20 protein-coding genes are annotated in these 22,550 nt (G+C 72.2%); 6 read left to right on the top strand and 14 right to left on the bottom strand.

Going from position 1 to position 22,550, the window contains the following annotated elements:
• Window positions 1-120 precede the first annotated feature (120 nt).
• On the bottom strand, window positions 121-858 hold the full coding sequence (locus ACFXMF_RS20130) for an SDR family NAD(P)-dependent oxidoreductase (RefSeq protein ID WP_360312336.1): 738 nt from the start codon (window positions 856-858) through the stop codon (window positions 121-123).
• A complete protein-coding gene (locus tag ACFXMF_RS20125; RefSeq protein ID WP_379992475.1) occupies window positions 855-1,856 on the bottom strand; it encodes a methyltransferase in 1,002 nt (333 codons plus the stop codon). The genes ACFXMF_RS20130 and ACFXMF_RS20125 overlap by 4 nt, the downstream gene beginning before the upstream one ends.
• A 130-nt stretch (window positions 1,857-1,986) precedes the next feature.
• Between ACFXMF_RS20125 and ACFXMF_RS20120 the strand changes: the two genes are divergently transcribed.
• Window positions 1,987-2,964 carry an aldo/keto reductase gene (locus ACFXMF_RS20120; RefSeq protein ID WP_379992476.1) on the top strand — a complete coding sequence of 326 codons (978 nt, stop codon included), beginning with the start codon at window positions 1,987-1,989 and terminating at the stop codon, window positions 2,962-2,964.
• 196 nt (window positions 2,965-3,160) lie between these two features.
• On the opposite strand, the gene ACFXMF_RS20115 is transcribed toward ACFXMF_RS20120, so the two are convergent.
• The 7 genes from ACFXMF_RS20115 to ACFXMF_RS20085 form a co-directional block, all read right to left on the bottom strand.
• Entirely contained in the window at window positions 3,161-4,132 is a 972-nt protein-coding gene (locus ACFXMF_RS20115) for an aldo/keto reductase (protein WP_360312342.1), read from the bottom strand.
• A 63-nt stretch (window positions 4,133-4,195) separates the two neighbouring features.
• On the bottom strand, window positions 4,196-5,323 hold the full coding sequence (locus tag ACFXMF_RS20110) for a zinc-binding dehydrogenase (protein WP_360312344.1): 1,128 nt from the start codon (window positions 5,321-5,323) through the stop codon (window positions 4,196-4,198).
• Window positions 5,324-5,343: 20 nt separating this feature from the next.
• Window positions 5,344-6,216, bottom strand: a complete 873-nt coding sequence (locus ACFXMF_RS20105; RefSeq protein ID WP_360312346.1) for a branched-chain amino acid ABC transporter permease — start codon at window positions 6,214-6,216, stop codon at window positions 5,344-5,346.
• A gap of 99 nt (window positions 6,217-6,315) precedes the next feature.
• Window positions 6,316-7,485 (bottom strand): ABC transporter substrate-binding protein, encoded by a 1,170-nt coding sequence (locus ACFXMF_RS20100; RefSeq protein WP_379991998.1) that lies wholly within the window; start codon window positions 7,483-7,485, stop codon window positions 6,316-6,318.
• Window positions 7,486-7,616: 131 nt separating this feature from the next.
• Window positions 7,617-9,455: an ATP-binding cassette domain-containing protein gene (locus tag ACFXMF_RS20095; RefSeq protein ID WP_379991999.1), complete on the bottom strand. Its 1,839-nt coding sequence runs from the start codon at window positions 9,453-9,455 to the stop codon at window positions 7,617-7,619.
• Entirely contained in the window at window positions 9,452-10,252 is an 801-nt protein-coding gene (locus tag ACFXMF_RS20090; RefSeq protein WP_360312352.1) for an ABC transporter ATP-binding protein, read from the bottom strand. The genes ACFXMF_RS20095 and ACFXMF_RS20090 overlap by 4 nt, the downstream gene beginning before the upstream one ends.
• Window positions 10,249-11,199, bottom strand: coding sequence for an alpha/beta hydrolase (locus tag ACFXMF_RS20085; protein ID WP_360312354.1), 951 nt, complete (start codon window positions 11,197-11,199; stop codon window positions 10,249-10,251). The genes ACFXMF_RS20090 and ACFXMF_RS20085 overlap by 4 nt, the downstream gene beginning before the upstream one ends.
• Window positions 11,200-11,290: 91 nt before the next feature.
• Here ACFXMF_RS20085 and ACFXMF_RS20080 point away from each other — a divergent pair, with 91 nt between their 5' ends.
• Together ACFXMF_RS20080 and ACFXMF_RS20075 are read left to right on the top strand one after the other, a co-directional pair.
• Entirely contained in the window at window positions 11,291-12,697 is a 1,407-nt protein-coding gene (locus tag ACFXMF_RS20080) for an amidohydrolase (RefSeq protein ID WP_379992000.1), read from the top strand.
• A gap of 80 nt (window positions 12,698-12,777) precedes the next feature.
• The gene (locus ACFXMF_RS20075; protein WP_360312358.1) at window positions 12,778-13,347 is read left to right on the top strand and encodes a cupin domain-containing protein; all 570 of its coding nucleotides are present in this window, start codon (window positions 12,778-12,780) and stop codon (window positions 13,345-13,347) included.
• A 27-nt stretch (window positions 13,348-13,374) separates the two neighbouring features.
• On the opposite strand, the gene ACFXMF_RS20070 is transcribed toward ACFXMF_RS20075, so the two are convergent.
• Together ACFXMF_RS20070 and ACFXMF_RS20065 are read right to left on the bottom strand one after the other, a co-directional pair.
• Window positions 13,375-13,926 (bottom strand): DUF308 domain-containing protein, encoded by a 552-nt coding sequence (locus tag ACFXMF_RS20070; protein ID WP_360312360.1) that lies wholly within the window; start codon window positions 13,924-13,926, stop codon window positions 13,375-13,377.
• 600 nt (window positions 13,927-14,526) lie between these two features.
• Complete coding sequence (locus ACFXMF_RS20065; RefSeq protein ID WP_379992001.1) at window positions 14,527-14,976, bottom strand: phospholipase; 450 nt, start codon at window positions 14,974-14,976, stop codon at window positions 14,527-14,529.
• Window positions 14,977-15,503: 527 nt separating this feature from the next.
• On the opposite strand from ACFXMF_RS20065, the gene ACFXMF_RS20060 reads away from it, so the two are divergent.
• A complete protein-coding gene (locus ACFXMF_RS20060) occupies window positions 15,504-16,025 on the top strand; it encodes a GNAT family N-acetyltransferase (RefSeq protein ID WP_360312362.1) in 522 nt (173 codons plus the stop codon).
• Between the two features lie 98 nt (window positions 16,026-16,123).
• Here the strand turns inward: ACFXMF_RS20060 and ACFXMF_RS20055 are convergent, their stop codons facing one another.
• On the bottom strand, window positions 16,124-16,867 hold the full coding sequence (locus tag ACFXMF_RS20055; protein ID WP_360312364.1) for an NAD(P)H-binding protein: 744 nt from the start codon (window positions 16,865-16,867) through the stop codon (window positions 16,124-16,126).
• Window positions 16,868-17,016: 149 nt separating this feature from the next.
• Between ACFXMF_RS20055 and ACFXMF_RS20050 the strand changes: the two genes are divergently transcribed.
• Window positions 17,017-17,490: an Rrf2 family transcriptional regulator gene (locus tag ACFXMF_RS20050; RefSeq protein WP_360312366.1), complete on the top strand. Its 474-nt coding sequence runs from the start codon at window positions 17,017-17,019 to the stop codon at window positions 17,488-17,490.
• Between the two features lie 74 nt (window positions 17,491-17,564).
• Here ACFXMF_RS20050 and ACFXMF_RS20045 read toward each other — a convergent pair whose 3' ends face one another.
• Window positions 17,565-19,256 (bottom strand): purple acid phosphatase family protein, encoded by a 1,692-nt coding sequence (locus ACFXMF_RS20045; protein WP_379992862.1) that lies wholly within the window; start codon window positions 19,254-19,256, stop codon window positions 17,565-17,567.
• Entirely contained in the window at window positions 19,253-21,415 is a 2,163-nt protein-coding gene (locus ACFXMF_RS20040; protein ID WP_380017862.1) for a hypothetical protein, read from the bottom strand. Before ACFXMF_RS20040 ends, ACFXMF_RS20045 begins: the two co-directional genes overlap by 4 nt.
• Before the next feature lie 507 nt (window positions 21,416-21,922).
• Between ACFXMF_RS20040 and ACFXMF_RS20035 the strand changes: the two genes are divergently transcribed.
• The coding region (locus ACFXMF_RS20035) for a glycosyltransferase (RefSeq protein WP_380020702.1) at window positions 21,923-22,550 on the top strand (628 nt) is incomplete at its 3' end.

Below are 22,550 nucleotides of genomic sequence, written 5' to 3'. Positions count from 1 at the left end.
CGGGCCGCCGCGCGCCACCTGGCCTGGGGGGTACCGCCTTCGCGCCGCGGGCCCGGGGGGTGGGGGGGGGGGGGCCCCCCCCCCCCTTCCGTGTCCGCGCCGGTCACCCTCCGGCGCCGCTCAGCCCAGCAGTTGGCCGCCGTCCACCGGTACCACCGTCCCGGTGATGTGTGCCGCGGCCGGCGAGGCCAGGAACACCGCGAGCGGCGCGACGTCCTCGGGCACCGCGATCCGGCCCAGCGGGATCCGCGCCTCCCAGACCTGCCGGGCCTGCGGGTCGGACATCAGGCCGGCGGTCATCGGCGTGTGCACCGGTCCGGGCGCGACGCCGTTGACCCGGATCCGGTGCGGGGCCAGTTCGATGGCGCCGGTGCGGGTGAGCGCGTCCACCGCCGCCTTGGTGGCCTCGTAGTGCCCCAGGCCCGCGGTGGGTTGCCGGGCGCCGATCGAGCTGATGTTGACGATGGCGCCACCCGCCCCCTCGGCGATCATCCGCCGGGCGGCGGCCGCCGTGACGGTGAAGGTGCCGCGCAGGTTGACCGCGACCACGGTGTCGAAGACCTCGATGGGGAGTTCGACGAGCAGGCCGCCGCCCGCGACCAGGCCGGCGTTGTTGACCAGCACCGCGAGCGGGCCGAGTTCGGCGACGACCCGGTCCAGGGCCGAGGCCACCGACGCGGGGTCGGTGATGTCCATCGCGACCGGGGTGCCGTCGAGTTCGCGGGCGACCTTCGCGGCCGCGTCGGCGTCCACGTCGGCGATCACCACCCGGTCGCCGTTCTCGGCGAAGGCTCGGGCGACGGCCGCGCCGATGCCGCTCGCGCCGCCGGTGACCACCACGACCCGGCCGGTGCTCATCGGGCCTCCGCCACAATCACCCGCGGGCTGCCCGGGAGTTCGAGCAGGTCCACCGGGTGCCAACCGGCCTCGACCAGCCACTCCTCGACCTCGCCGCGCGGGTAGACCGTGGTGCCGTCGATGACCAGGTACTCCCCCGCGTGCAGGCTGTCGATCAGCCGCGGTGTGCCGTCCGGCTCCAGGAAGAAGTCGAGCAGCAGCAGCCGGGCCCCGGGGGCGGCGGCCTTGCGCGCCGCCGCCACGATCCGCCGGTTGTGCTCGGCGTCGAAGCGGTGCACGACATGCTCCAGGAGCACCAGGTCGAAGCCGGTGGGCACCTCGTCGGTCAGCGGGTCGCCGGTGACCACCTCGACTCGTTCCTCGACGCCGGCTCCGGCCAGGGTCTGCTCGGCGTGGCCGACCAGATCGCCGCCGGACAGGAAGGTGGCCCGCAACTCGGGGTGCAGACGCAGCGCTTCGGCCAGGAAGGACCCGGACAGCCCGCCCAGATCCAGCACGCGTCGATGCGCGCCGAAGTCGTAGGCGTGGGCCAACTGCCGTGCGTGCAGGGCGTTGTAGGTCATCACGCCACCGAGGAAGACGCCGAGCCGGTCGCCGCCAAGGTCGAGCGGGGCCGGCCGCGCGGTGCGCGAGGTCTCGGCGAAGCCGAGCCAGTGCGGGTAGCTGACGGTGTCCAGGAAGCTCAGGAACGGGCGCAGGTCGACATCCGATCCGCACCCGCCGAGGTGGCGCAGGGTGGCGGGCGAGTTGGCGTAGCCGTCCGCGTCGCGCTCCAGCAGCCCCAGGGCGACCATCGTGTCGGCCAGGATCAGCGTGGTCCGAGTGGGCAGTGCGATCCGGGTCGCGAGTTCTTCCAACGGGGTGCGGCCGTCGGCCAGCGCGGCGAACAGGCCCGCCTCGTTGGCCGCGAACAACTGCTTGGCGGCCATGTAGCCGATCGCGACATCGACGATGGGATCGGGGCCGACCTCGGCCTGGGCGTCCGAGGGAAGTGACATCGGATCTCCTCGCGGGACAGGAAGTTGGTATCTGGAATGCTATATGATTACCGATGCCGTCAACAATGGCGATCGATGGGGATCCGCCGATCCCGCCGATCAGGTCGACCCCCGCTTCCCAGGAGGACCCGTGGTGCACTCCCCCGCCGGCAGTCCGGTGCCCCGTCGTCGACTCGGCGCGCACGGTCCCGAGGTGCCCGTGCTGGGCCTCGGTTCGTGGAACACGTGGGACAGGATGAGCATGCCGGACGCCGTCGCGCTGATCCGCGACGCGCTCGCGCACGGCGTCGAACTCTTCGACGTGGCGCACTACGACATGGGCCCGCACGCGGAGAACGCGCGCACCGATCTGATCTTCGGGCAGGCGATCCGCGAGGCGGGCGTGGCCCGCGACCAGTACCTGCTGTGCGGCAAGTTGTGGTTGTGGGAGTACCCGAAGAAGGGCTTCGCCGAGCAGTTGGCCGTCTCGCTCGACCGGATCGGCACCGACCGGGCCGACCTGGTCGTGGTCGGCGACTTCTTCGGCGAACTGGACGTCCCCGCCGTGGTCGGCGACGTCGCCGAGCAGATCGCGGCCGGCCGGTTCACCGCGTGGGGCGTCAACAACTGGTCCGCTGCGGACGTCTGGCGGGCCCGGCGATTCGCCGCGGAGCAGGGGTTGACGCCGCCCACCTTCGCCCAACTCAAGTACAGCCCGGCCCGGCGGACCGTGCCCGAGGGCGAACCCTTCGCCGAACTGTTCGCCGACGGGCTGGCCATGCAGGCTTCCGACGTCCTGGAGGGCGGCATCCTGGCCGGCAACCTCCACCCGCAACGCAAGATCGGCGCCGACCCCGGCAACATCCGCGACCGCATCCGCGCCGCGTATCCCCTCGTCGCCAAGGTCGCCGCCGACTTCGACGCCACACCCGCCCAGGTGGCCATCGCCTTCTGCCTGGCCAATCCCACCGTCGCCACGGTCCTCTTCGGCGCCAGCCGCATGAGCCAATGGCAGGACAACCTGAAGGCCCTGGCCCTACTCACCCATCACGGAAGCGCCCTCCGCACGGCCCTGACCGACGCCTGGGCCGACAAGGACGTCATGGACCCGGCGGCCTCGGGAGCCTGACCGACACGGCCGCCTCGGCCCGGCCGGCACCGGAGAGCACCTCGGCCCGGCCGGCGTTCGAGGCCACATGTCGGCCCGGCCGGCGTTCGAGACCCACCCCGGCCCGGCCGGCGCCGGAGGCCACCCTCCGCCCCGGCCGGGCGCGTGAGGCCGAATCAGCCCGGCCGGCCTTCGAGGTCACCGCGCTGAGGCCCCCTCAAGGACCCGCGGGGTCCACTACACCCCCGTCCGCGAAGAACGGCACCAACCGCGCCCGCAACACGCTCGCCCCGACCCGGTCCAGCAGTCGCAACCCCCCGATGTTGTCCATCAGTTGCTCCCGCCGCGTCGCCCCGAACAACACGCTCGCGGTAGCCGGATGCGACAGCGCGAACGCCACACACACCTGCGCGGCGCTCGCGTCCAGTTCGGCAGCCACCGCCGCCAGGCCCGGCGCGGACGCGATGATCCGCTCCCGCACCCCACCCGGATCCCGCCCGATCTCCCGCGCCGGTGCGACTTTGCCGGCCAGGATGCCGCCCTCCAGGACGTCGGACGCCTGCATCGACAACCCGGCCGAGAACAACTCGGCGAACGGCGCCCCGTCCGCGATCGCCCGCCGACACGGGCTGTACTTGAGTTGCGCGACCTGCGGCCCCGGCGACCCCGCGATCAGCGCGTGCGCACGAATCGTGGTGATCGCCTGCGCCGACCAGTTGTTGACCCCCCAGTGCCCGATCAGCCCGTCCTTCTCCAACTCGGCCAGGTCGCCCGCGAGTTGTTCGAGATCCAGGTCGGCACTGCGAATGTCGCCCAGGATCGCCAGATCCGCGTACTCCGTCCCGGCCCGGAACATCGCCCGCTCCACCTGCTCGCGCAACGGCTGCGCCGGATAGCCCTCCAGCCACACCTTGGTCGACAACAGGTATTGCTCCCGCGCCAACCCCGCCGCCCGCACGATCGCCGAGAACAACACGTCGGTGAACACCGGCTTCTGTCCCGGAATCCCGTACACCGCCACGTCGAAGAGGTTGATCCCCGCCTCGACCGCGCAGGCCACCAGGTCGACCGCGTCGTGGAAGTCCATCCGGTCGTAGGTGTGCCACGAGCCCAGGGACAGCGCGGACACGGACGGGCCCTCGATCCCCAACCGGCGTCGCGGAACGATATTGCTGTCGATGTCACCCATCGAAGGTCCTCTCGGCATCGGGTATTGCGGATGGATCCGGCGCTGGAAAAGCAACCCGCGGGCTCACGGAAGCCATGGGTGCACGACGGCCTTGACCTGCTCCTGCCGCCCCATCGCGGCCAACGCCTCGCTCGCCCCCGACAGTCCGACCGGCTCGGCGAACAGCCGGTCCCAGTCGAAGCGTTGCCGGAAGTCGCGGAGAAACTCGACGGCCCGGTGATAGTCGCCCACATCACCGTTGAGCGAGCCGACGACATTGAGTTCCTTACCCATCACGGTCCCCAGCGGCAACCGCTCCGGGGTCGGTCCGGTACTGCCCACGATCACGAACGTGCCGCCGAACGCCGCGAGTTCGACCGCCTCGGCGCCCACCCCGGGCGCCCCGGCCAGGTCCAGGACCAGGTCCGCGCCGCGCCCTCGGGTGGCCGCCAGCACCTCCTCGCGCCGGGCGGCCGGGTCGCCGTCCAGCCCGATGGCGACGTCCGCGCCGAACTCCTCGGCCAGGGCCAGCCGGCCCTCGGGCCCGCCGATGGTGATCACCGTCCGCGCGCCGCTCGCCTTGGCCATCGCACCGGCCACCAGGCCCAGTGCCCCGGCGCCCTGCACCACCACCTCGGCGCCGGGCCGGACCCCGCCCGCCCGGTCGAAGGCGTGCAGCACGGTCTTGACCGCGCACCCCGCGCACGCGGCCCAGGTGTCGGGCACGTCGTCCGGCACGAGCACCTTCTCCGCCCGCGGCCCCACGTAGGCGAATTCGGCCAACCCGGCCGTGGCGTACGGCCATTGATCCGAGCGCTGCCGGAAGCCGTAGCCCCGGTCCGCGCACCCCACCGGCCGCCGCAACACCGTGCAGGCGTAACACGTGCCGCACGTCGACTCGGACCAGCCGATCCGGTCGCCGACCCGCAGCGTGCGGCCCAGCGCGTCGATCGCGCCCACCCCCACCGCCTCGATCACGCCGGTCATCTCGTGGCCGAGCACCATCGGCAACATGCCGGGAAAGCTCATCGCGCCGCGCCACAGGTGCACGTCGGTGGCGCACAGCGTGGCGCAGCCGATCCGGACCAACACGGCGCCGGGCTCGCACCGTTCGGGCAGCGCGATGTCCTCCAGGGTGAGCGGCTGGTCGTGCGCGCGCAGCACGGCGGCGCGGGTGGAGCCGTCCGGGGTGGAGCGGGTTCCCATGATCATCTGCGAACTCCGGTTCGTTGTCATCGACTGTGCGCGGTGTCCCAGATCTCGTGCCGGCTGCGCCACCACAGCAGCACCAGGATCACCAGGAACGGAATCACGCCGCGGTACTCGCGCACCGAATCCAGCGCGGCGGACATGCCTTCGAGGCAGCCGAGCAGCAGGCCGCCGGCCAACGTCAGCGGCAGGTTGCGGAACCCACCGACCATGGCCACCGCGAGCGCGGTGACGATCAGCTTGCCCAGGGTGGAGAAGTCGCCGCCCAGGCGCGGCGCGACCAGGATGATCACCAGCGCGGTGAGCGCGCCGATCGCCACCCATACCGCGGTGGCCAGGCGCGGCGCGGAGATGCCCACCACCTGTGCGGTGCCCGGGCGTTCGGACAGTGCCTGGAGCCGCAGCCCGACCAGGGTCTTGCGCAACATCAGTTCGACGCCGACGGTGATCAGCACCGCGAAGGCGATGGACACCAGCACGGCCTGGGAGACCACCACGTCGCCGATCCGGAACAGCGCCCCGTCGAAGGGCGCCGGGAAACGCCGCGCGCCGGTGGAGGTGGCGCCGAACAGCCGCAGCCCCACCGCCATCACCGCGACGTAGATGGCCACCGTGACGGCGGCCTTGGTGCGTTCGTTGTGCTCCCCGAACCAGCGGATCAGCACCGCGCCCAGGATGCCGGACAGGGCCGCGCTGACCGCGACACCGAGCACCAGCGCGGGCCATACGTTCAGACCGTCGTCGGTCAGGGACACCATCGTGAAGGCGCCCATCGCGCCGATCGCCGCCATCGCGAAGTTCACCACGGCCACCAGCCGATAGGTCAACACCACGCACAGGCCCAGCAGCGCGTAGCCCCCACCGCTGCTCAGGCCCGCGATCACCGAGTTCAACATGCTTGTCGAGCACCTCCTGCTCCGGGGCGCCGACCGCGCCGACCGCGTGGGCGGTCGGCGACGGTCGGGCCGGGGTGGATCGGTCGCACCGCGGCCGGGCTACTTCCTGCCGGGCACGATGAAGCCCTCGGGCAACACCTGCCACTTGCCGTCGACGGCCTTGACGAAACGGCTGCCCTGGACCGGGTTGTGCTTGTCGTCGGGGCCGAACACCCAGGGCGAACCCACCATCGGGTAGTCGATCGGGCTCATCTTCTTGAACGCCTCGGTGACCGACTTGCGGGTGATGTCGCCCTTCATGCCCTTGAGCACCTGGACGAACACGTCGGCGGACATCACCGCCCCCTGGCTGAACGCGGTGCGCTGGATGCCGTGCTTGTCCATCAGTTGCGCCCAGCGCTCGTTGCCGGGCAGCGTCACGTCGGTGTACGGCTGCCACTCGGTGCCGACGTAGGCCCGCATGCCCGCGGGCACCAGCTTGGCGTTCGCGTCGGTGTAGCTGTTGGCGCCCATGATGAAGTCGACGTTCTGCATGCCCTGCGTCTGCGCCTGGGCGAACCAGGGCCCGACCTGGGCGTTGTAGAGCACGGCCTGACAGCCGGCCTGCTTGGCGGCGATCAGGTGCGGTGTGGGGTCGCCCTCGCCGACGGCGGTGTCCTTGGCGGCGAGTTGCTTGCCGGTGAGGTCGCTCCACTCCTTGATCGCGTCGCTGATCCCGCCGCCGCTGCCGGGCAGGGTGGTGTAGTACAGACAGACCTTGTCGTGGTGCAGCGTCTCGGACGCGTAGTACAGCATCGCGGTGAGCAGCTTGAACGGGCCGGGGTTGACCGGCGCGATGTCGGGGCTGTTGAAGCACGCGGGGTCGACGCCGACGGCCGGGATGGAGACGATCTTCGCGCTCTTGTACGCGGCCCGGTTGACCCCGCAGTCGACCGCGCTGGAGGAGCCGACCAGGGCGACCACGCCCTTGGACTGCACGAGTTCCACCTCGTTCTCGGTGGAACGCTGCGGGTTCATCGCGTCGTCCTTGCTGATCAATTCGAGCTTGCGGCCGTTGATCCCGCCGGCCGCGTTGACCTCGTCGAAGACGGCCTTGACCGCCTGTGGGACCTCCGGGGTCTGGAACAGCCCGGTGATTCCGTTGATCGAGCCGACCTTGATGGCGCCGCTGGTGGAGCCGCCGTCGCTGCCGTCGCCGGCGCACGCCGTCGCGGACAGGGCGAGCGCGATGACGGCGACGGCCGTCCGGCTCACGAGGGAACGCTTCATGGGAACGTCCTTGTCATGGTGGATCGGTACGCAGTCGATCCGATCGAAGGCATGCCGGGGGAACCCGGGTCGGCGTCGAGGCACACGCGCGACGCGGGGGCGGTACGGGTGGATCGGGCCCGGTCGGGCGGTCAGCCGGTGGGGGTGACGATCGCGGTCGGGGGGACCGCGCCGTCGGGGGTGTCGGCGCCGCCGAGGTAGGCGGCGGACACCGCGGGATCGCGCAGGACGTCCTCGGTGGGGCCGGCGGCGATCACCTTGCCGAAGTCCAGCACGGTGACCTCGCGGCAGGCCACCCGCACCAGTTCCATGTCGTGTTCGACCAGCAGGATGGCCACTCCGTAGCGTTGCGGCACCTGGGCGAGTCGAGCTCCCAGGCGCAGCGATTCGGCGGCGGATTGGCCGGCGGCGGGTTCGTCGAGCAGGGCCACCGCGGGTCGCGCGGCGATCGCTGCGGCCACGTCGAGCAACCGGCGGGTGCCGGCGTCGACGATCGAGATGGGCAGGTCGCCCACCGGACAGCCGAAGAATTCCAGGAGTTCGTCGGCCTCGTCCCGTCCGAGCCGCCGACCCGCGCCGATGTCGAGGTATTCGTACTGGGTCAACTCGGGGGCGATCAGGGTGGTTTGGAAGGTGCGCCGCAGTCCCCGGGCCGCGCGGACCTGCGGAGCCAGGCGATCGATGGGTACGCCGTCCAGCCGGACCGAACCGGGGAGCCGGCCAAGGAAGCCGCCGACGGCGGAGATGAAGGTGGACTTGCCCGCGCCGTTGGGGCCGATCAGGCCGACCACGGTGCCGGCGGGCACGATCAGGTCGACCGCGTCCAGTGCGGTGACCGGGCCGTACTGCACCGTCAATCCGGTGACGGCCAGGGCCGGTTCGGTGCCCACTGGGCGGGCGGGAGCGCCCACGGTGCGCTCGGTCGGCGGTCCGGCGTCGGCGCGTTCGCGTTCGTCGTCGTCGGCGGTGGTGGCGGCGGCCTCCTTGCGGGCCTTGGCCAGGCGTTTGCGGTTGCGGGTGAAGTCGGTCTGGCTCATCCCGCTGCGCAGCGCGAAGATCGGTACGACGCCGAAGATGATGCCGCCCAGGTCCTGGGGCAGCTTGACCTTTTCCAGGATGGTCGCCGTCGCGGCACCGAACACCCCGCTCATCACCGCGCCTTCGGGGTGGTGCGGGCCGATCAGGATGGCGATCGCGAACAGCGTGACGGACTGACCCATGGCGAAGTTGCCGGAGACCACCAGGCCGAGTTGGCCGGCCATCAGTCCGCCGCCGATGCCGGCGATGAACGCGCTGATCGCGAAGGCGGCGAGTTTGCTGCGGGCCACCGAGATGCCGTGTGAGGCGGCGAGCCTTTCGGAGTGCCGCAGTTCGAGCCAGGAGCGGCCGAGCCGGGTCTTGTCCAGGGCGGCCAGGCCCAGCGCGATCACGGTGAAGACGATGACGACCAGGACGAAGTAGTCGGCGTTGCTGGTGAACGCGGCCGGTCGGGCCACGGTCACCAGTTCCTCGGTGCCGGGGAACTGCTTGGCGTTGAGCACGATGTCGGTGGACACCGCCGCGCCGAAGGTGATCACGGCGAGGTTGACACCGCGAACGCGCAGTGCGGGCAGGCCGATCAGCACGCCCACGGGTGCGGCGGCCAGCCCGCCGACGACCAGCCACACGAGCAGGCCGCCGGGGGCGTCGGCGAGGTTGAGCCGCATCACCACCCAGGCGCCGATGGCGGCGAAGGAGAGTTGGCACAGCGACATGACGCCGGCGCGGCCGACGATCACACCGTAGCTCTGCATGATCACGGCGCCGATCACGCTGGTGATGGCGAGGTAGAGCCAGTAGGGCGAGAGGATGTTGGGGATCGCGACGCAGGCCACGATCGCGAAGGCGATCATGCCGGTCGCGGAGCGCTTGTCGATCAGGTCCATGGCGGTGGATTTCCGGCCGGCGGGGGTCTTGGTGGTGGAAGTCATCGGCTGCCACCGCCGATTCGGGCGGGCTCGGCGGCGGGGCCGGGTGGGTCGGTGGGTCGCGGTGCGGTGGTCGAGCCGAAGTAGTACTCGTGCAGAAGTTCGGGTTTGCCGCGCAGTTCGGCGCACGGTCCGTCGTGCACGATGCGGCCCTTGCGCAGGACGTAGGCGTGCGTGCCGACGCCGAGGGCGAGGTTGGCGAACTGTTCGATGAGCAGGATGGCCAGTCCCTCGGCGGCGAGTTCGCCGACCACGCGCATCAGCCGGTGGACCACCATGGGGGCCAGGCCGAGCGACATCTCGTCGACCAGGACCACCTTGGGGTCGGTGACCAGGGCGCGGCCGAGCACGAGCATCTGCTGTTCGCCGCCGGAGAGATGGCCGGCCTGGAGGGTGCGGCGGCGGGCCAGTTCCGGGAAGAGTCGGTAGACGGTGTCCGGATCGCCGGCGCCGGCGCGGGCGACCAGCAGGTTCTGTTCGACGGTGAGGGTGCGGAAGGTGGTGCGGGCCTGTTCGACGTAGCCGACGCCGGCCCGGGCGCGCTTGTGCACGGGCAGCTTGTGCACCGGGCGGTCGCCGAGTTCGATGGTGCCGGCCGTGGTGCGTACCAGGCCCGCGATGCCGTCCATCAGGGTGGTCTTGCCCGCGCCGTTGGCGCCCAGGAGCACGGTGACCGCGCCGGGGGCCACGTCCAGCGAGACATCGTGCACCACCGGGATCTCGTCCCGGGCGATGGCCACGCCCCGCAGCCGCAGCACGGCCGCGGTGTCCGCCTCGCGCGCCGGGCTCGCCGCGCTCATCCCGTCTTCCCGGCGAATGCGTCCCGCAGCGCCCCGACGACCAGTTCGTGCGCCCGCGCGGCATCGGTGAGATCGGTGGCGAGCAGCCCGAAGAAGCCGTGGATGAGCCCGTCGAAGCGCACCGTCCGGGCCGGGGTGCCGGCCGCGTTCAACGCCTTCGCGTAATCCTCGCCCTCGTCGCGGAGCACGTCGTATTCGGCGCCCAGGACGAGTGCGGGCGGCAGCGCGGAGAGGTCGTCGGCGCGACTGGGCAGCAGGTACGGATCGGCCAGGTCGGCGGCGTCGCGCGGGTATTGGGTGAAGAACCAGTCCATGCTCGCCTTGGACAGGAAGTAGCCGTCGGCGAACTCCCGGTAGGAGGACCGCCCGTCGTCGGGATGGCCGACCACGGGCGACACGAGCACCTGGAGGGCGATCGGCGGGCCGCCCAGATCGCGGCTCTTGAGCGCGACCACGGCGGCCAGGTTGCCGCCCGCGCTCTCCCCGCCGACCGCGATCCGGGTGCCGTCCAGGCCCCACCGGTCGCCGTGTTCGTGCAGCCACCCCGGCACGGCGTAGCAGTCGTCGGCGGCGGCCGGGTACGGGTTCTCCGGCGCGAGGCGATAGTCGACCGAGACCACCGCGGTCTCGGCGCCGGCGCACACGACACGACAGGCGTACTCGTTCTCGTCGAGACAGCCGATGGTCCAGCCGCCGCCGTGGAACCAGACCAGGACCGGGAACGGCCCGGGACCCTCGGGGGTGTAGAGGCGGACCGGGATGTCGCCGGCCGGTCCGGGGATCGTGGTGTCGCGGACCGAGCCCACGCTCGGCAGTCGCTCCGGCATCGACCAGGCGAGGGCGAACCCGTCCCGCATGGCCTGGGCGTCCAGGGCGACGGGAGCGGGTCCGGAGGCGCCGATCCGAGTGCGCTCGATGATGTCCTGGGCTTCCGGATGCAGGGGCACCGTTGCCTCCCAATCGACTCGCAAATCGTATCTGATTGCGTGTACGGTATGGGCTTCCGGTGGGCCTGTCCAGATCCCAGGAGGAAATTAAGTGCGCGACCACGAATCGCCGAACACCACCCGCCCGGCCGACCTGGTGCTCACCGGAGGCCGCGTGCACACCTTCGACGCCCGGGACCGAACCGCGAGTGCGATCGCCGTCACCGAGGGCCGCATCACCCACGTGGGCGAGGACGCCGACACCACCCCGCTGATCGGCCCCGACACGCGCGTGATCCCCCTGCACGGCGGCGCGGTGCTGCCCGGGATCAACGACTCCCACCTGCACGGGGTGTGGCTCGGCGCGATGTGGCCGCACCTGCTGATGGACCGACTGAGCGGCGACGGACACCCGGATCCGGCGGACGCGCCCCCGGAGCCGGCGCTGCGTACGACGGCCGACCGGCAGGCCGCGATCCTGCGCACCCACGAACTGCTGGCCTCGCTCGGCGTGACCAGCTACACCGAACCGGGCCTGGGTCCCGGCGAGGACGACGGCGCGAGCGGCTGTTTCGGCTCCGCCGCACTCCGGGACTACGCCGCTTTGGCCGCGCAGGGTCGGCTCACCGCACGGGTCACCGCCCTGCTGCTCTTCGGCGAGTTGGACGGACCCAGCTCGGCGGACGCGTTCGCCGCCGGACTGCGCGGGTTCGCCGCGCCGGCCGAGGTGGCCGGCTGGTTCCGGGTGGCCGGGGTGAAGATCTTCGCGGACGGCATCCCGCCGATGCGCAGCGCCTGGGTGTGCGAGCCCTACCCGGACGGGTCACACGGCTCGCTGCTGATCGACGGCGACACGGCCGAGCGACGCCGGCAACGGCTGGCCGGGATGATCCGCGCCGCGCACGCCGCCGGGCACCAGATCGGCGTGCACTCCACCGGCGACCGCACCTCCGCCGCGGTGGTCGCCGCACTGCGCGCCGCCCTGGACGAGCACCCGCGCCCCGACGCCCGGCACTACCTCATCCACGGCGACCTGCTGCATCCGGACACGCTGGCCGAGATGGCCGCGGCCGGCATCGGCCTGAACACCCAGCCCGGCATCGCGGTGGCCACCCGACACCTGCTCCACGACACGCTCGGCCCGCAGACCCTGGCCCGGATGTGTCCCACCCGCGAGGCGCTCGACGCCGGCATCGACGTGTGCCTGAGTTCGGACGCCCCCGTCCTCACCCCCGACTGGCGCCGCGGCGTGGTCGCCGCCGTGACCCGCACCGGCGTCGACGGCACCGTGTGCGGCCCCGAGCAGCGCCTGGCCCTGCGCGAGGCGTTGCGCGCCTACACCGGCACACCCGCCCGCCAGGACGGCGCCGAATCGTGGAAGGGCTCGCTGGCACCCGGCATGGCGGCGGACCTGTGTGTCCTGGCCACCGACCCCTTCGCCACCGAACCCACCGCGCTCCCGGAAATCCCGATCACCCACACCGTGGTCGCCGGCCGGGTGGTGTATGAAAAGTCCTGAAGCCCCGCACCACCCCGACCGCCCGGCGCCGCCCCTCCCGGAACGACCCGGCCGGGCCCCACCCTCGCCAAGGACGCGTGATGACCCCAGGCCCCACCCCGCCGCCGTCCTCCCCGCCTCCCGACGGGCACGCCGAGGACCCGGTGCCGGGCCCGCACGGCACGAACGCCGGGACCGGCTTCCACCCGCACCTGCCCGACCCGGCCGGCGCCGGCTCGCCGCGACTGCGTCTGCACCACGTCCGCGCCGACGCCCTCGACGCCGACACGACCCAGACGAGCGGCATGCGCCGCTTCGCCGCCGTCAGCAGGCACACGGTCGGATCCGAAAAGTTGTTCATGGGTCAGACCCACGTGGCCCCGGCCACCTCGTCCGGCGATCACCACCACGGCGACTCCGAGACCGCGATCCACGTGATCAGCGGGCATCCGGTCTTCGTCTTCGCCGACGACTCCTCCGGCGAGGTCCGCGAGGTCCGCCTCCGGGCGAGCCCCGGCGACTACATCTTCGTCCCGCCGTTCGTCCCGCACCGCGAGGAGAACCCGGACCCCGACACCGAAGCGGTGGTCGTGATCGCCCGCAGCACCCAGGAGGCCATCGTGGTCAACCTCCCCGGCCTGTACGCCCTGCACGACGACCCGCCGAGATAACGCCGCCCGTCGGGGCCGGGGTCGCGGTCAGGGCAGCCGCGAGGACCGCGAGGCCGAACCCGCCTGCCAGGTCGCGTCCGAGCGACCCCGGCCCACGCCGATCGCCGCAGCGGCGCCGATCAGGCCCAGCACGATCAGCACGATGCCGGCCAACACGGCCAACACCTTGGTGCTCGTCACCGGAGCGGCCATCAGCACGATGCCGGCGACGATGTCCACGAGCCCGAAGAACACCATCCAGCCCCGACCGGGCAAACCCGCGTTGGCCAGCGCGCCCACCAGTTCGGCGATGCCGCGAACGAGCCAGCAGATACCGATCCACACGGCCAACACGGTGACCGAGCGCGAGCCACCGCCCAGACACAGGATGCCCAGCACCACGGACAACAGGCCGCTGACGATCAGCACCGCCCGCACCCCGCCCGCGAACAGCGCGCCCGCCCCCAGCACGAGCTGGATCACGCCGCTGACCAGCAGATAGAGCCCGAACAAAACGGCCACCACCTGCACCGTCCGGGTCGGCCAGGCCAGTACGACCACACCCAGGACCACCGAGGCGAACGCGAGCACGAGCAGCATCCGCGACACCCCCGCCGATCCCCATGCGGCTCCCGCCGACCGGTTCCCGACGCCACGAGAGATCGGGGACATGTTTCCTCCCGGTGATCGACGCTCGCGCCCACCCGGATCCGGCGAGCCGCTCGCGCGTACTCCCATCCACCGTCGCACGCACGCCGGCGGGACGCCGGCGCGCCCGCGCCCGCGATCCCGACCCGGCCTACGGAGCCGGCGGATGCGAGAGGCGACAGGAGTCGCAGCTGTACCTGGGTGCCGCCTGGGGCAGCTCGCGAGTGGTCCGAGCCCATTCCCGCACCAACGAATCGAACACCGGTGTCGCGCCCACCCCGATCGACCACATCTGCCGCGGCGCCCCGGGAGCACAGCCGAACGCTCCCGCACCCGGCCCGCACCAGCGCGTCACCGTCGAACTCGACTCGTCGTTCATGCCCTCCTTGATAGTTCCGAGGCAGGCCCCACTCGGTGCATCGGCGTGCGTTCCACTCGATCGGGTGACATATTGCGCCCCGGAGCGTGTGCATACGACGGGACCCGACCGAAGCCTCCGGCCGGGTCCCGCCGTACCGGGCCGGGCGGCGGGGAGGCCGCCGCCCGTCCGGGTCAGCCCAGCAGCTTGACCGCCTGGTAGTAGGTCCAGGCCGTGGCGTTGCAGGTGCCGCGCGGCACGTCGCCGTACCCGGCACACACGCGCTTGAGGTCCTCGTACAGCGCACTGTCCAGCCGCGCCTTGTTCGCCGGGAAGGTGCCCGCGGCCTTGTAGTTGCGGTATCCGAAGTCGTGCCGGGCACAGGAGGTCTGGAACGGGAAGCCGAAGGGATTGTCGGGCGAGCCGGAGCAGTAGTCGGTGGACCAGTCGAAGCCGTAGGCGGCCCAGGAACCCTGGTTCTGCCGCGCCGAGTTCCAGGCGTTGTAGCTGTTGGCGCTGGTCTGGGTCCAACCGGACAACACCTGGGGCTTGTCCGAGGGGGCGGCCTGGGCCGGCGTGGTCGCGCCGAGTCCGGCGGCGACCGCCATCGAGGTACCGGCGAGAATTGTGGTCAGTCGACGCATCGAGAACCTCCAGGATGCCGGCGTTCCCGTCCGGGACGCCGGGAGCAGGGTGAGCAGCCGAACTCGCCCGTCGAACTCCCCCGGCACGAACCGGCGATGCGGATTCGTGGTGGGGGGCGGCGAAGGGCGGAATCCATCTCACCGGATGGACCGACCGCGCGTCCATGACCCGACGTCATCACGTGACCGGTCCCGACGCCCCGGAACCGGCCGGCGAAGCGAGGTGTCCGGTCGGCGGGACGCCCGAACCCGCCGACGACGCACGCCACTTCCCGGCCGTCGCCGGCGCGGTGCGACCGTGATCCCGGCGGCCTGCCACCGCCGCGAGAGCGGGTGCCCCTCCCGCCTCGCCACCCTCGTTTGGTAGGTTCCGTCGACACGTGATCACGCGTGCTCGCCGCCGCGACAAGGGAGGTTGATGAATATGGCCCGCGCCGGGTTCCACCGTCATGCCCTTGTCCGGGTCGTGCGCGCGTAATTCACCGCGCCGCCACCGACCCGGTCGTCTCGAACGACTGGAGTTTCGCGTGTCCTTCCCTGCTCTTCCCGTCGGTACGGACCTGACCACCGAGCGCCTGGTGCTACGGCCGTGGTCCGCCGACGACATCGCCGCCGTGCTCGCCGACGTGCGATCGCCGCACTGGGCGGCCGACTTCCCCGCCGAGGGCGACCGCGTCATCGCCGGTGTCATCGCCGACTCGTGCGACGACCCGACGGCGTCCGGCCACCGGCTGATCATCGAGCGGGAGACCGGGCTGGTGATCGGCAGCATCGGCCTGATGTGGCCGCCGACCGAAGGTGACCTGGAGTTCGGCTACGGCGTCGTCGCGTCCCGGCGCGGCCGCGGCTACGCCACCGAGGCCACCCGCGCCCTGGTCGCCTACGCGCTGACCCTCCCCCCGGTGCACACCGTGTACGCCGAGGTGGAGTCGACCAACCCGGCCTCGGTCCGGGTCCTGGAAAAGGCCGGCCTACGACGCCGAAACGGTGACTCGGCCGGCACCCGCTTCGACACCGCGGGCATGGACCCGGGTCCGGATCGGGCGTAGCCCGGCAGGGCCGGCGGCGGTGCGTCGCCGCCGGCCCGTTCCGGCTCCCGCCCCGGTGCGCCGACTCCCGGGCGGCGGGGGCGACTTGCCGGGTTCCGCTAGTGCTGCTCCGTGAGCCACTGGTCGAAGGTGGTCGGGGTGATGAGGGCGTCCTCGGCCGGGAGCAGGACGTCGCCGGCCATCGACGGGCCGAACAGGGACGACCAGGTCGGTACCAGCTTCACCGTGCGGCCGCGGGCCTGGTTCGTGCGGCGGGCCATGTCGACCAGGTCCTGGGTCTCGGGGCCGGCGATGCCGACATGGCGGCCTCGTGGCTCGCCGGTGGCGACGTCGGCGAGTACGTCGGCCACGTCGGCGGGGGCGATCGGCTGCACCAGCAGCGGCGCGATCGGGGCGACCCCGTCCTGCTCGGTCCAACTCACCACCGTGGCTGCGAAGTCGTGGAACTGCGTCGCCGGCACGATCGTCCACGGCACCGTGCCCTCGACGATCAAGCGCTCCTGCTCGCGCTTGCCGGCGTAGTGCGCGTTGCCCTCGACCCGGTCGATCCCGACGATCGACAGCAGCACGTGGTGGCGGACCCCGGCCCGCTCCTCGGCGGCCAGCAGGTTCCGGGTGGACGTGCCGAAGTAGGTCACCGTCCCGTCCCGGTCGGTCGCCGGTGCGCTGGTCGCGTCGACCACCGCCTCGACGCCGGCCAGTGCCTGGTCGAGGCCGTCGCCGGTGAGCAGGTCCACGCCCAGCGAACGGCTGATCCGCACCACGTCGTGGCCGTCCCGCTCCAGGGCGGCGACGGTGAGCGCGCCGATGTTTCCGGTCGCGCCGGCGATTGCGATCCGCATGATGATCTCTCCCTGTTCCGGTTCCACGCAGCCTGTTCCACTCGGTCGCAGGCTCGATGCACCGCACGCTCGGTGCACTCGGGCTCGGTGCATCGCAGACACTATCACGGACTAAACAGGTCCATGATCTCTACGATAGACTGAGCCTCATGAAGTTGCCCGGGAGCACCGAATGGGTCCTGCACTGTGCCGCGTCGCTGGGCCAACTCGCCCCCGGGGCAAGTGCGTCGACCAACCAGCTCGCCGAGTACTACGACCTTCCGGCGCCCTATCTGGCCAAGCAACTGAAGGCCCTGGTCCGGGCCGGCCTGCTGGCGGCGACCACCGGCCCCAAGGGCGGATTCCGGCTCGCCCGACCCGCCGCGCGGATCACCCTGCTCCAGGTCGTCGAGGCCGTCGACGGCACGTCATCGCCCTACGAGTGCCGGGAGATCCGGCAGCAGGGCCGCGGCGCGCTGCCCCCCGAGGATTGCCAGGAGACCTGCATCCTGGCCGCGAAGATGGCCGAGGCGTACGAGGCTTGGCGCAGCAGCCTCGCCGGGGTCACCCTCGCCGACATCATCGCTTCGTTGCCGCCGACGGCACCGGCCCGCACCCGCGCGCGGCTGACCGGGGCAACCTGACGCACGGTATGCGCGGCCGGCGGGCGGCCTCGGTCGAACCGCTGTGCGATTCCCACCCGAGGCCGCCCGCGCGCTCAGCCGCTCGCGCGTGTCCCCCGCTCGCCCGCGCTCGCGGACGGGATCGGCGTACCCGCCTCCCGGACCAGCGTGATCGTGTCGATCTGCGCGCCCGTGGCGCTGAGCGTACGGATCGTCATCGTGGTCTCCCGCCCGACGGCGGCCGGTCGTACGTCGACGGCGATGAACGCGTTGCCACGAAAGCGCACCCGCGACCACTCCACGGTCTCGTCCAGCTTGCCCGCCTTGGTGTGGAAGCCGCCCTTGACCGCGTCGGTGACATCGGCGGGGCCGCCCGCGTAGGTATCCGGCGCGGAGAACTCGTAGCCGCTCTTCCCGCCGCTGCCCACGGTCAGATAGGTGGTGCCGTCCGTCGCCGGCCGGATCCGGTCGCCGATGTCGGCCCGCCGGGTGCGCACCCCGCCGCGCATCGGATCGGCCCGCTCGTAGACGTGGTTGTGCCCGTTGATCACCAGGTCGACCTGGTAGCGGTCGAACAGCGGGATCCATTCCTCCCGGATCGCGCCGTCCGAGACGTGGTCGGTCGCCGTGCAGTAGGCGCAGTGGTGGAAGAAGGCCACCACGAAGTCGATCCCGGGCGTGCGCCGTAGCTGGGCCAGATGCCCGGCCAGCCAGGTCGTCTGCGCGCCGGAGGTGTAGCCGCGGTTGTGCGGGATCTCGTGCGAGACGTCGTTGGCGTCCAGGCTGACCACCGCGACGTTGCCGTAGCGGAAGCCGTACGTGGCATGCGCGTTGCGCGGCCCGTTGCCGGGCAGGTGCCAGCGGGCGAGATGGCCCCCGTAGCCGTCCGGCGAGTACAACGCCTCCATGTCGTGGTTGCCCATCGCCACCATCCACGGCACCGACGCCGCCACCGGGTCGATCATTCGCAGGTATTCGTCCCACACCTCCGGCTGGAGCTTGTCCGCGCCGTCGGCGCTGTGGTGGCTGGACGGCAGACCCGCGCCCGAGGCGGCATAGGAGATGTCGCCCGCGAGCAGGTGGAACACCGGGTTCTGGCGCACCATCAGCGTCTGGTTGGCGGCGGCGCCGAACTCCACGCCCTCGTCGCCGAACGCGGTGAAGGTGAACGGTTCCGGTACCCGGTCGGCCGCCGGCGCGGTGCGGAACGAGCCCACGGTGGCGGCGACCGAACCGGCGTCCAGGCCCTCGTGGCCCAGCGCGTAGTAGTAGCGCGTGCCCGGGTCGAGCCCGTCCAGCGCGGCGTGCAGGTGGTACTGGTCGTAGTCGAAGTAGGCCGAGGCGGGGTTGTCCGCGTACTCGATCAGGTGCGAGTGCAGGTGCCGGATCTCGGCCGGCACCACCTGGTCCAGTTGTTTGGGCGAGGTGCCCAGGCGCAGGAACGGACGACGCACCGGCTTGGGCACCTGCCAGCTCATCGCCGCCTGGCTGCGCGGGTCGGCGCCCAGGGCCAGGTGTCGGCCGGACGGCTTGAGCGCGTTCCCGTCGACGTAGTCAGTGCCCGAGAGCAACGACGGCGCCCGGCGCACGCCGGCCGACGAGGACGTACCGAACAGCGGAACGGCCGCGCCGCCGAGGCCGATCGCGGTGAGCACGCCGCGGCGCGAGAGGGTACGGCGCCGACTGCGCAGGTACTCGTGTTGTTCGGCGATGCTCATCGTCGCGGCGAGCCGGTCGGGCACGCCCGAGCGGGGCAGGTGGGGGTTCCGGTCGGGGGCGGGGCTCATCGGGTGCTCCTGGAACGTGCGGCGAACATCAGGACGAGGCCGGCGCCGAGCGCGGCGGTACCGAGCAGGACGGGCAGGACCACATCGGCCCCGGTGCGCGACAGGCTGCCGCCGGCACCGGTGGCGGTCTCCGGGACGGTGCCGGGACGGGAGCCGCCGGTACCGGAGTTGCCCGAATCGCCGGAGCCGCCGGTACCACCGGTACCACCGGAGCCACCGGAGCCACCGCCGTCCGAGCCCAGGGGCGACGTCGAGGTGCCGCCGGATCCGGTCGGCGTGGAGGTGTGCGACGGCCCGCCGGAGGGTTCACCGGTCGGCGGCAACGTGGGCGGCCCGGTCGGCGGCCGGGTGGTCGGCGGCGTCGTGGTGGGCGGCGCGCTCGTGGGCGGCGCCGTGGTCGGCGGCACGCTCGTCGGCGGCGTCGTCGGCCGCTCCTGCCCGAGCGCCCAGCAGCCGCCGGCCGGCTTGAGCGCCGCCTGCCTCGCCGGGTCGCCACCATGGTGGTCGGCGCTCAGCGCGACCAGGGTCCACCCGTTCGGCACGATCGCCGCGGCCTGCGCGGGCCGGGTGCCGACCACGTGCGCGGCGGGCCCGGCCGGCCACGGCTGCCCCCAACTCGGCCCGGCGCCGGTGGCCACCTCGTGCCGGGCCCCGGCCTCGTCGGCGAAGGTGAACACGGCCGAGTCGATCGCCGGAGCGCGCACCCCGCCGTCGCCCAGCACGGCCGTGAACACGGCGCGGTCGGCCGGGACTCGCCATTGGGCCGCCGTGACGCAGGACTCGGGCAGGTCGCCCACCCTGACCGCCGGGCCCTGCCAGGACGCGTGCCGTACCGGCCCCTCGTCGGTCGGGCTCGGCGGCGCCCCGGTCGTCGGGTCGGTCGATCCGGAGTCGCCGCCGCCGGGCGCGGGGAAGCTCCCGGCCTGCCCCTCGCCGTGGTCGCCGACCACCAGCACACCCTTGACGGGTGTCGCGCCCGGCGGCACGGCGAAGGTGAGCGAGGTGCCGTCGGCGGCCACGTGCAGCGCGTCGCCGGTGATCCGCTCGGGCGAACCGTCGACATACGCGCCGAGCCCGCCCGCGTCCAGGCCGGTCCCGGTCACCGTGACCGTGGCGCCCGGCCCGGCTCCGGGCGGGCCGAACCCGGTGACGGTGGTCGTGGGCAGCGCCGGGCGCCGGAACACCGCGGCCGGATCGCCCGCGGTCACCTCGGCGATCCGGGTGTCCAGGTAACGCTCGTTGCCGTCGATGCGCAGTTGCAGCGTGTCCCGGGCGTCGATGCCCACCCGCCACCGCATGTCGATGGTCACCCCCAGACCGGCCCGCGCGGAGTCGGGCGTGGTCGAGGTCAGGTCGGCGACCAGCACGGTCCAGGTCGCGTCCAGGAAGCCGGTGCCGTCACCGAGCATGGCCCGGTACATCGCCGGATCGCCCTTGTACAGGCTCTTCATCACCAAGCCGTCGTCGTCGGTGCGGAAGTTGAGCGTGCGGGTGAGCAGGCCGCCCGGGATGCGTCCGTCCGGCAATTCGACGCGCTCCTCGCGCGGCGAACCGGGGAAGAAGGTCAGGCCGGTGACCGCGGTCGTGGCGCGCGGGGCCTCGGCGGCACCGGCCTGCGCCGGGGTGCTCGGCGCGCCGACCTCGGTGTGCACCTTGTCGATGTGCACCAGGGACGTCACCCCGACCACCTGGTCGAGTTCGCGGAACTGGTTGAGCGGATGGTCGAATCCGGTCACGTCCGACGCGGCGTTCAGGCTCTGCCCGGTACGCGAGACGTTCATCGTCGCCGACGCGATGGTGGGTGTGCGCTTGCCCAACGGTGTACCGGCCGGCACCGATCGTGTCGCCGCGGCGGTGCCGTCCGCCCCGGCGGCGGGCACGGTCAGCCAGTCCGCCGCGCGCGAGCGGGTGTCGCCGAAGCTCTCGTCGGGTCCGGAGGCCAGTTCGCTGTAGCTGCCGGATCGGGTGACCAGTCCGGGTGTCATGGCGCGCTGCTCACCGGTGAGGTGGTCGGCCCGCGCGGTGCGGGTCGGCGGCGACTCGGCGGCCGAGGAGATCATGGGGAAGAGCAGGACCAGCATTCCCAGCACGATCAGGGCGGCCGAGGCCCGTCGTAGCCGGAGAGCGCTGAGCAGGGGACGACTACGCGTTGTGCCCATGTGGAGGTGATGACCCGTCACTCATCCCGGCGCCGGCGGCTGCCCGTGGTGAGACCGTCGGGAGCGTGCTTGGGGTCGGGAAGCCGAAAGAACCGAACTCGACGAATTCCGGCCACGGAACGTCGACTTCGATCGTGAGTATGCAAGACGGGCGCGGCACGAATCCGGCTCGACGCAAACCTTCGACGGGAGTTGCGCCACCGTTCCCGCCCCATCGCTCCGAGGTTCACCGACCTGCGGCGATACTCGCAGGCCGACACCCGGGCGACTACACGGCGTAGCGATCGACGGGTCGGGATCGGCACATCGCCGCCCGGCGGACCGCCGACTCGGCACGGCGCACGCCGAACCGTCGGTCGGTCCGGCCGGCGGCGACCCGCCGTCCCGCGCCCGGCCGCGGGCGGCGCCCGAATGTGACCCACGTCATACAACCCGCCCCGACGCCGGCCGTGTCACAGGGTTGTGAAGCGAACTCCTTGCGGGACCGAGCTGTCGGTCGTGATACCCGTGTTCAACGAGTCGCGGCGGCTGCCGGCGACGCTGGTGGCCGTCCTCGACCATCTCCGCAGCGCCGGGATCGTCTGGGAACTGATCGTCTCCGACGACGGATCCACCGACGATACGTACGACCTCGCCACCGCCGCGGCCGAGCACGACCCGCGGGTGCGCGTGGTGCGGCATCCGGTCAACCGGGGCAAGGGGCACGCGGTCCGCCGGGGTGTCGCGATCACGCGCGGCCGGCGGGTCCTGGTGTGCGACGCCGATCTGGCCACCCCGATCGCCGAGTTGGCTCGACTGCAAGCCGCCCTGGACGACGGCTTCGACGCGGCGATCGGCTCGCGCGGCGGGGCTTTCGCGGTGGATCGGCCGCCCGTGCGGCGGATGTTGTCCGATGTCGGCGGCCGGCTGATCCGGGCGGTCGCGCTGCCCGGGACGGTGGACACCCAGTGCGGGTTCAAGCTGTTCGACGGCGCCAAGGCGCGCGCCGCGTTCGCGCGGGCGTGTGTGGACGGCTGGGCGTTCGACATCGAGGTGCTCCGGCTGTTCCGCGCCTGTGGGTGGAGCTTCGTCGAGGTACCGGTCGCCTGGACCCACCAGAGCGGCTCGAAGTTGCGGCCCGGACACTGCCTGGAGG

The organism is Embleya sp. NPDC059213 (genome assembly GCF_042754445.1).
Classification (GTDB): Bacteria; Actinomycetota; Actinomycetes; order Streptomycetales; family Streptomycetaceae; genus Embleya.
This window is presented reverse-complemented; position numbering and strand designations above follow the sequence as displayed.

Bases quoted from the DNA above. Each gene is read 5' to 3' on its own strand.
- ACFXMF_RS20090 (WP_360312352.1), bottom strand. From the start codon at position 10,252: ATGAGCGCGGCGAGCCCGGCGCGCGAGGCGGACACCGCGGCCGTGCTG.
- ACFXMF_RS20105 (WP_360312346.1), bottom strand. From the start codon at position 6,216: ATGTTGAACTCGGTGATCGCGGGCCTGAGCAGCGGTGGGGGCTACGCG.
- ACFXMF_RS20075 (WP_360312358.1), top strand. From the start codon at position 12,778: ATGACCCCAGGCCCCACCCCGCCGCCGTCCTCCCCGCCTCCCGACGGG.
- ACFXMF_RS20095 (WP_379991999.1), bottom strand. From the start codon at position 9,455: ATGACTTCCACCACCAAGACCCCCGCCGGCCGGAAATCCACCGCCATG.
- ACFXMF_RS20070 (WP_360312360.1), bottom strand. From the start codon at position 13,926: ATGCTGCTCGTGCTCGCGTTCGCCTCGGTGGTCCTGGGTGTGGTCGTA.
- ACFXMF_RS20115 (WP_360312342.1), bottom strand. From the start codon at position 4,132: ATGGGTGACATCGACAGCAATATCGTTCCGCGACGCCGGTTGGGGATC.
- ACFXMF_RS20055 (WP_360312364.1), bottom strand. From the start codon at position 16,867: ATGCGGATCGCAATCGCCGGCGCGACCGGAAACATCGGCGCGCTCACC.
- ACFXMF_RS20050 (WP_360312366.1), top strand. From the start codon at position 17,017: ATGAAGTTGCCCGGGAGCACCGAATGGGTCCTGCACTGTGCCGCGTCG.
- ACFXMF_RS20045 (WP_379992862.1), bottom strand. From the start codon at position 19,256: ATGAGCCCCGCCCCCGACCGGAACCCCCACCTGCCCCGCTCGGGCGTG.
- ACFXMF_RS20110 (WP_360312344.1), bottom strand. From the start codon at position 5,323: ATGATCATGGGAACCCGCTCCACCCCGGACGGCTCCACCCGCGCCGCC.
- ACFXMF_RS20125 (WP_379992475.1), bottom strand. From the start codon at position 1,856: ATGTCACTTCCCTCGGACGCCCAGGCCGAGGTCGGCCCCGATCCCATC.
- ACFXMF_RS20100 (WP_379991998.1), bottom strand. From the start codon at position 7,485: ATGAAGCGTTCCCTCGTGAGCCGGACGGCCGTCGCCGTCATCGCGCTC.
- ACFXMF_RS20040 (WP_380017862.1), bottom strand. From the start codon at position 21,415: ATGGGCACAACGCGTAGTCGTCCCCTGCTCAGCGCTCTCCGGCTACGA.
- ACFXMF_RS20065 (WP_379992001.1), bottom strand. From the start codon at position 14,976: ATGCGTCGACTGACCACAATTCTCGCCGGTACCTCGATGGCGGTCGCC.
- ACFXMF_RS20130 (WP_360312336.1), bottom strand. From the start codon at position 858: ATGAGCACCGGCCGGGTCGTGGTGGTCACCGGCGGCGCGAGCGGCATC.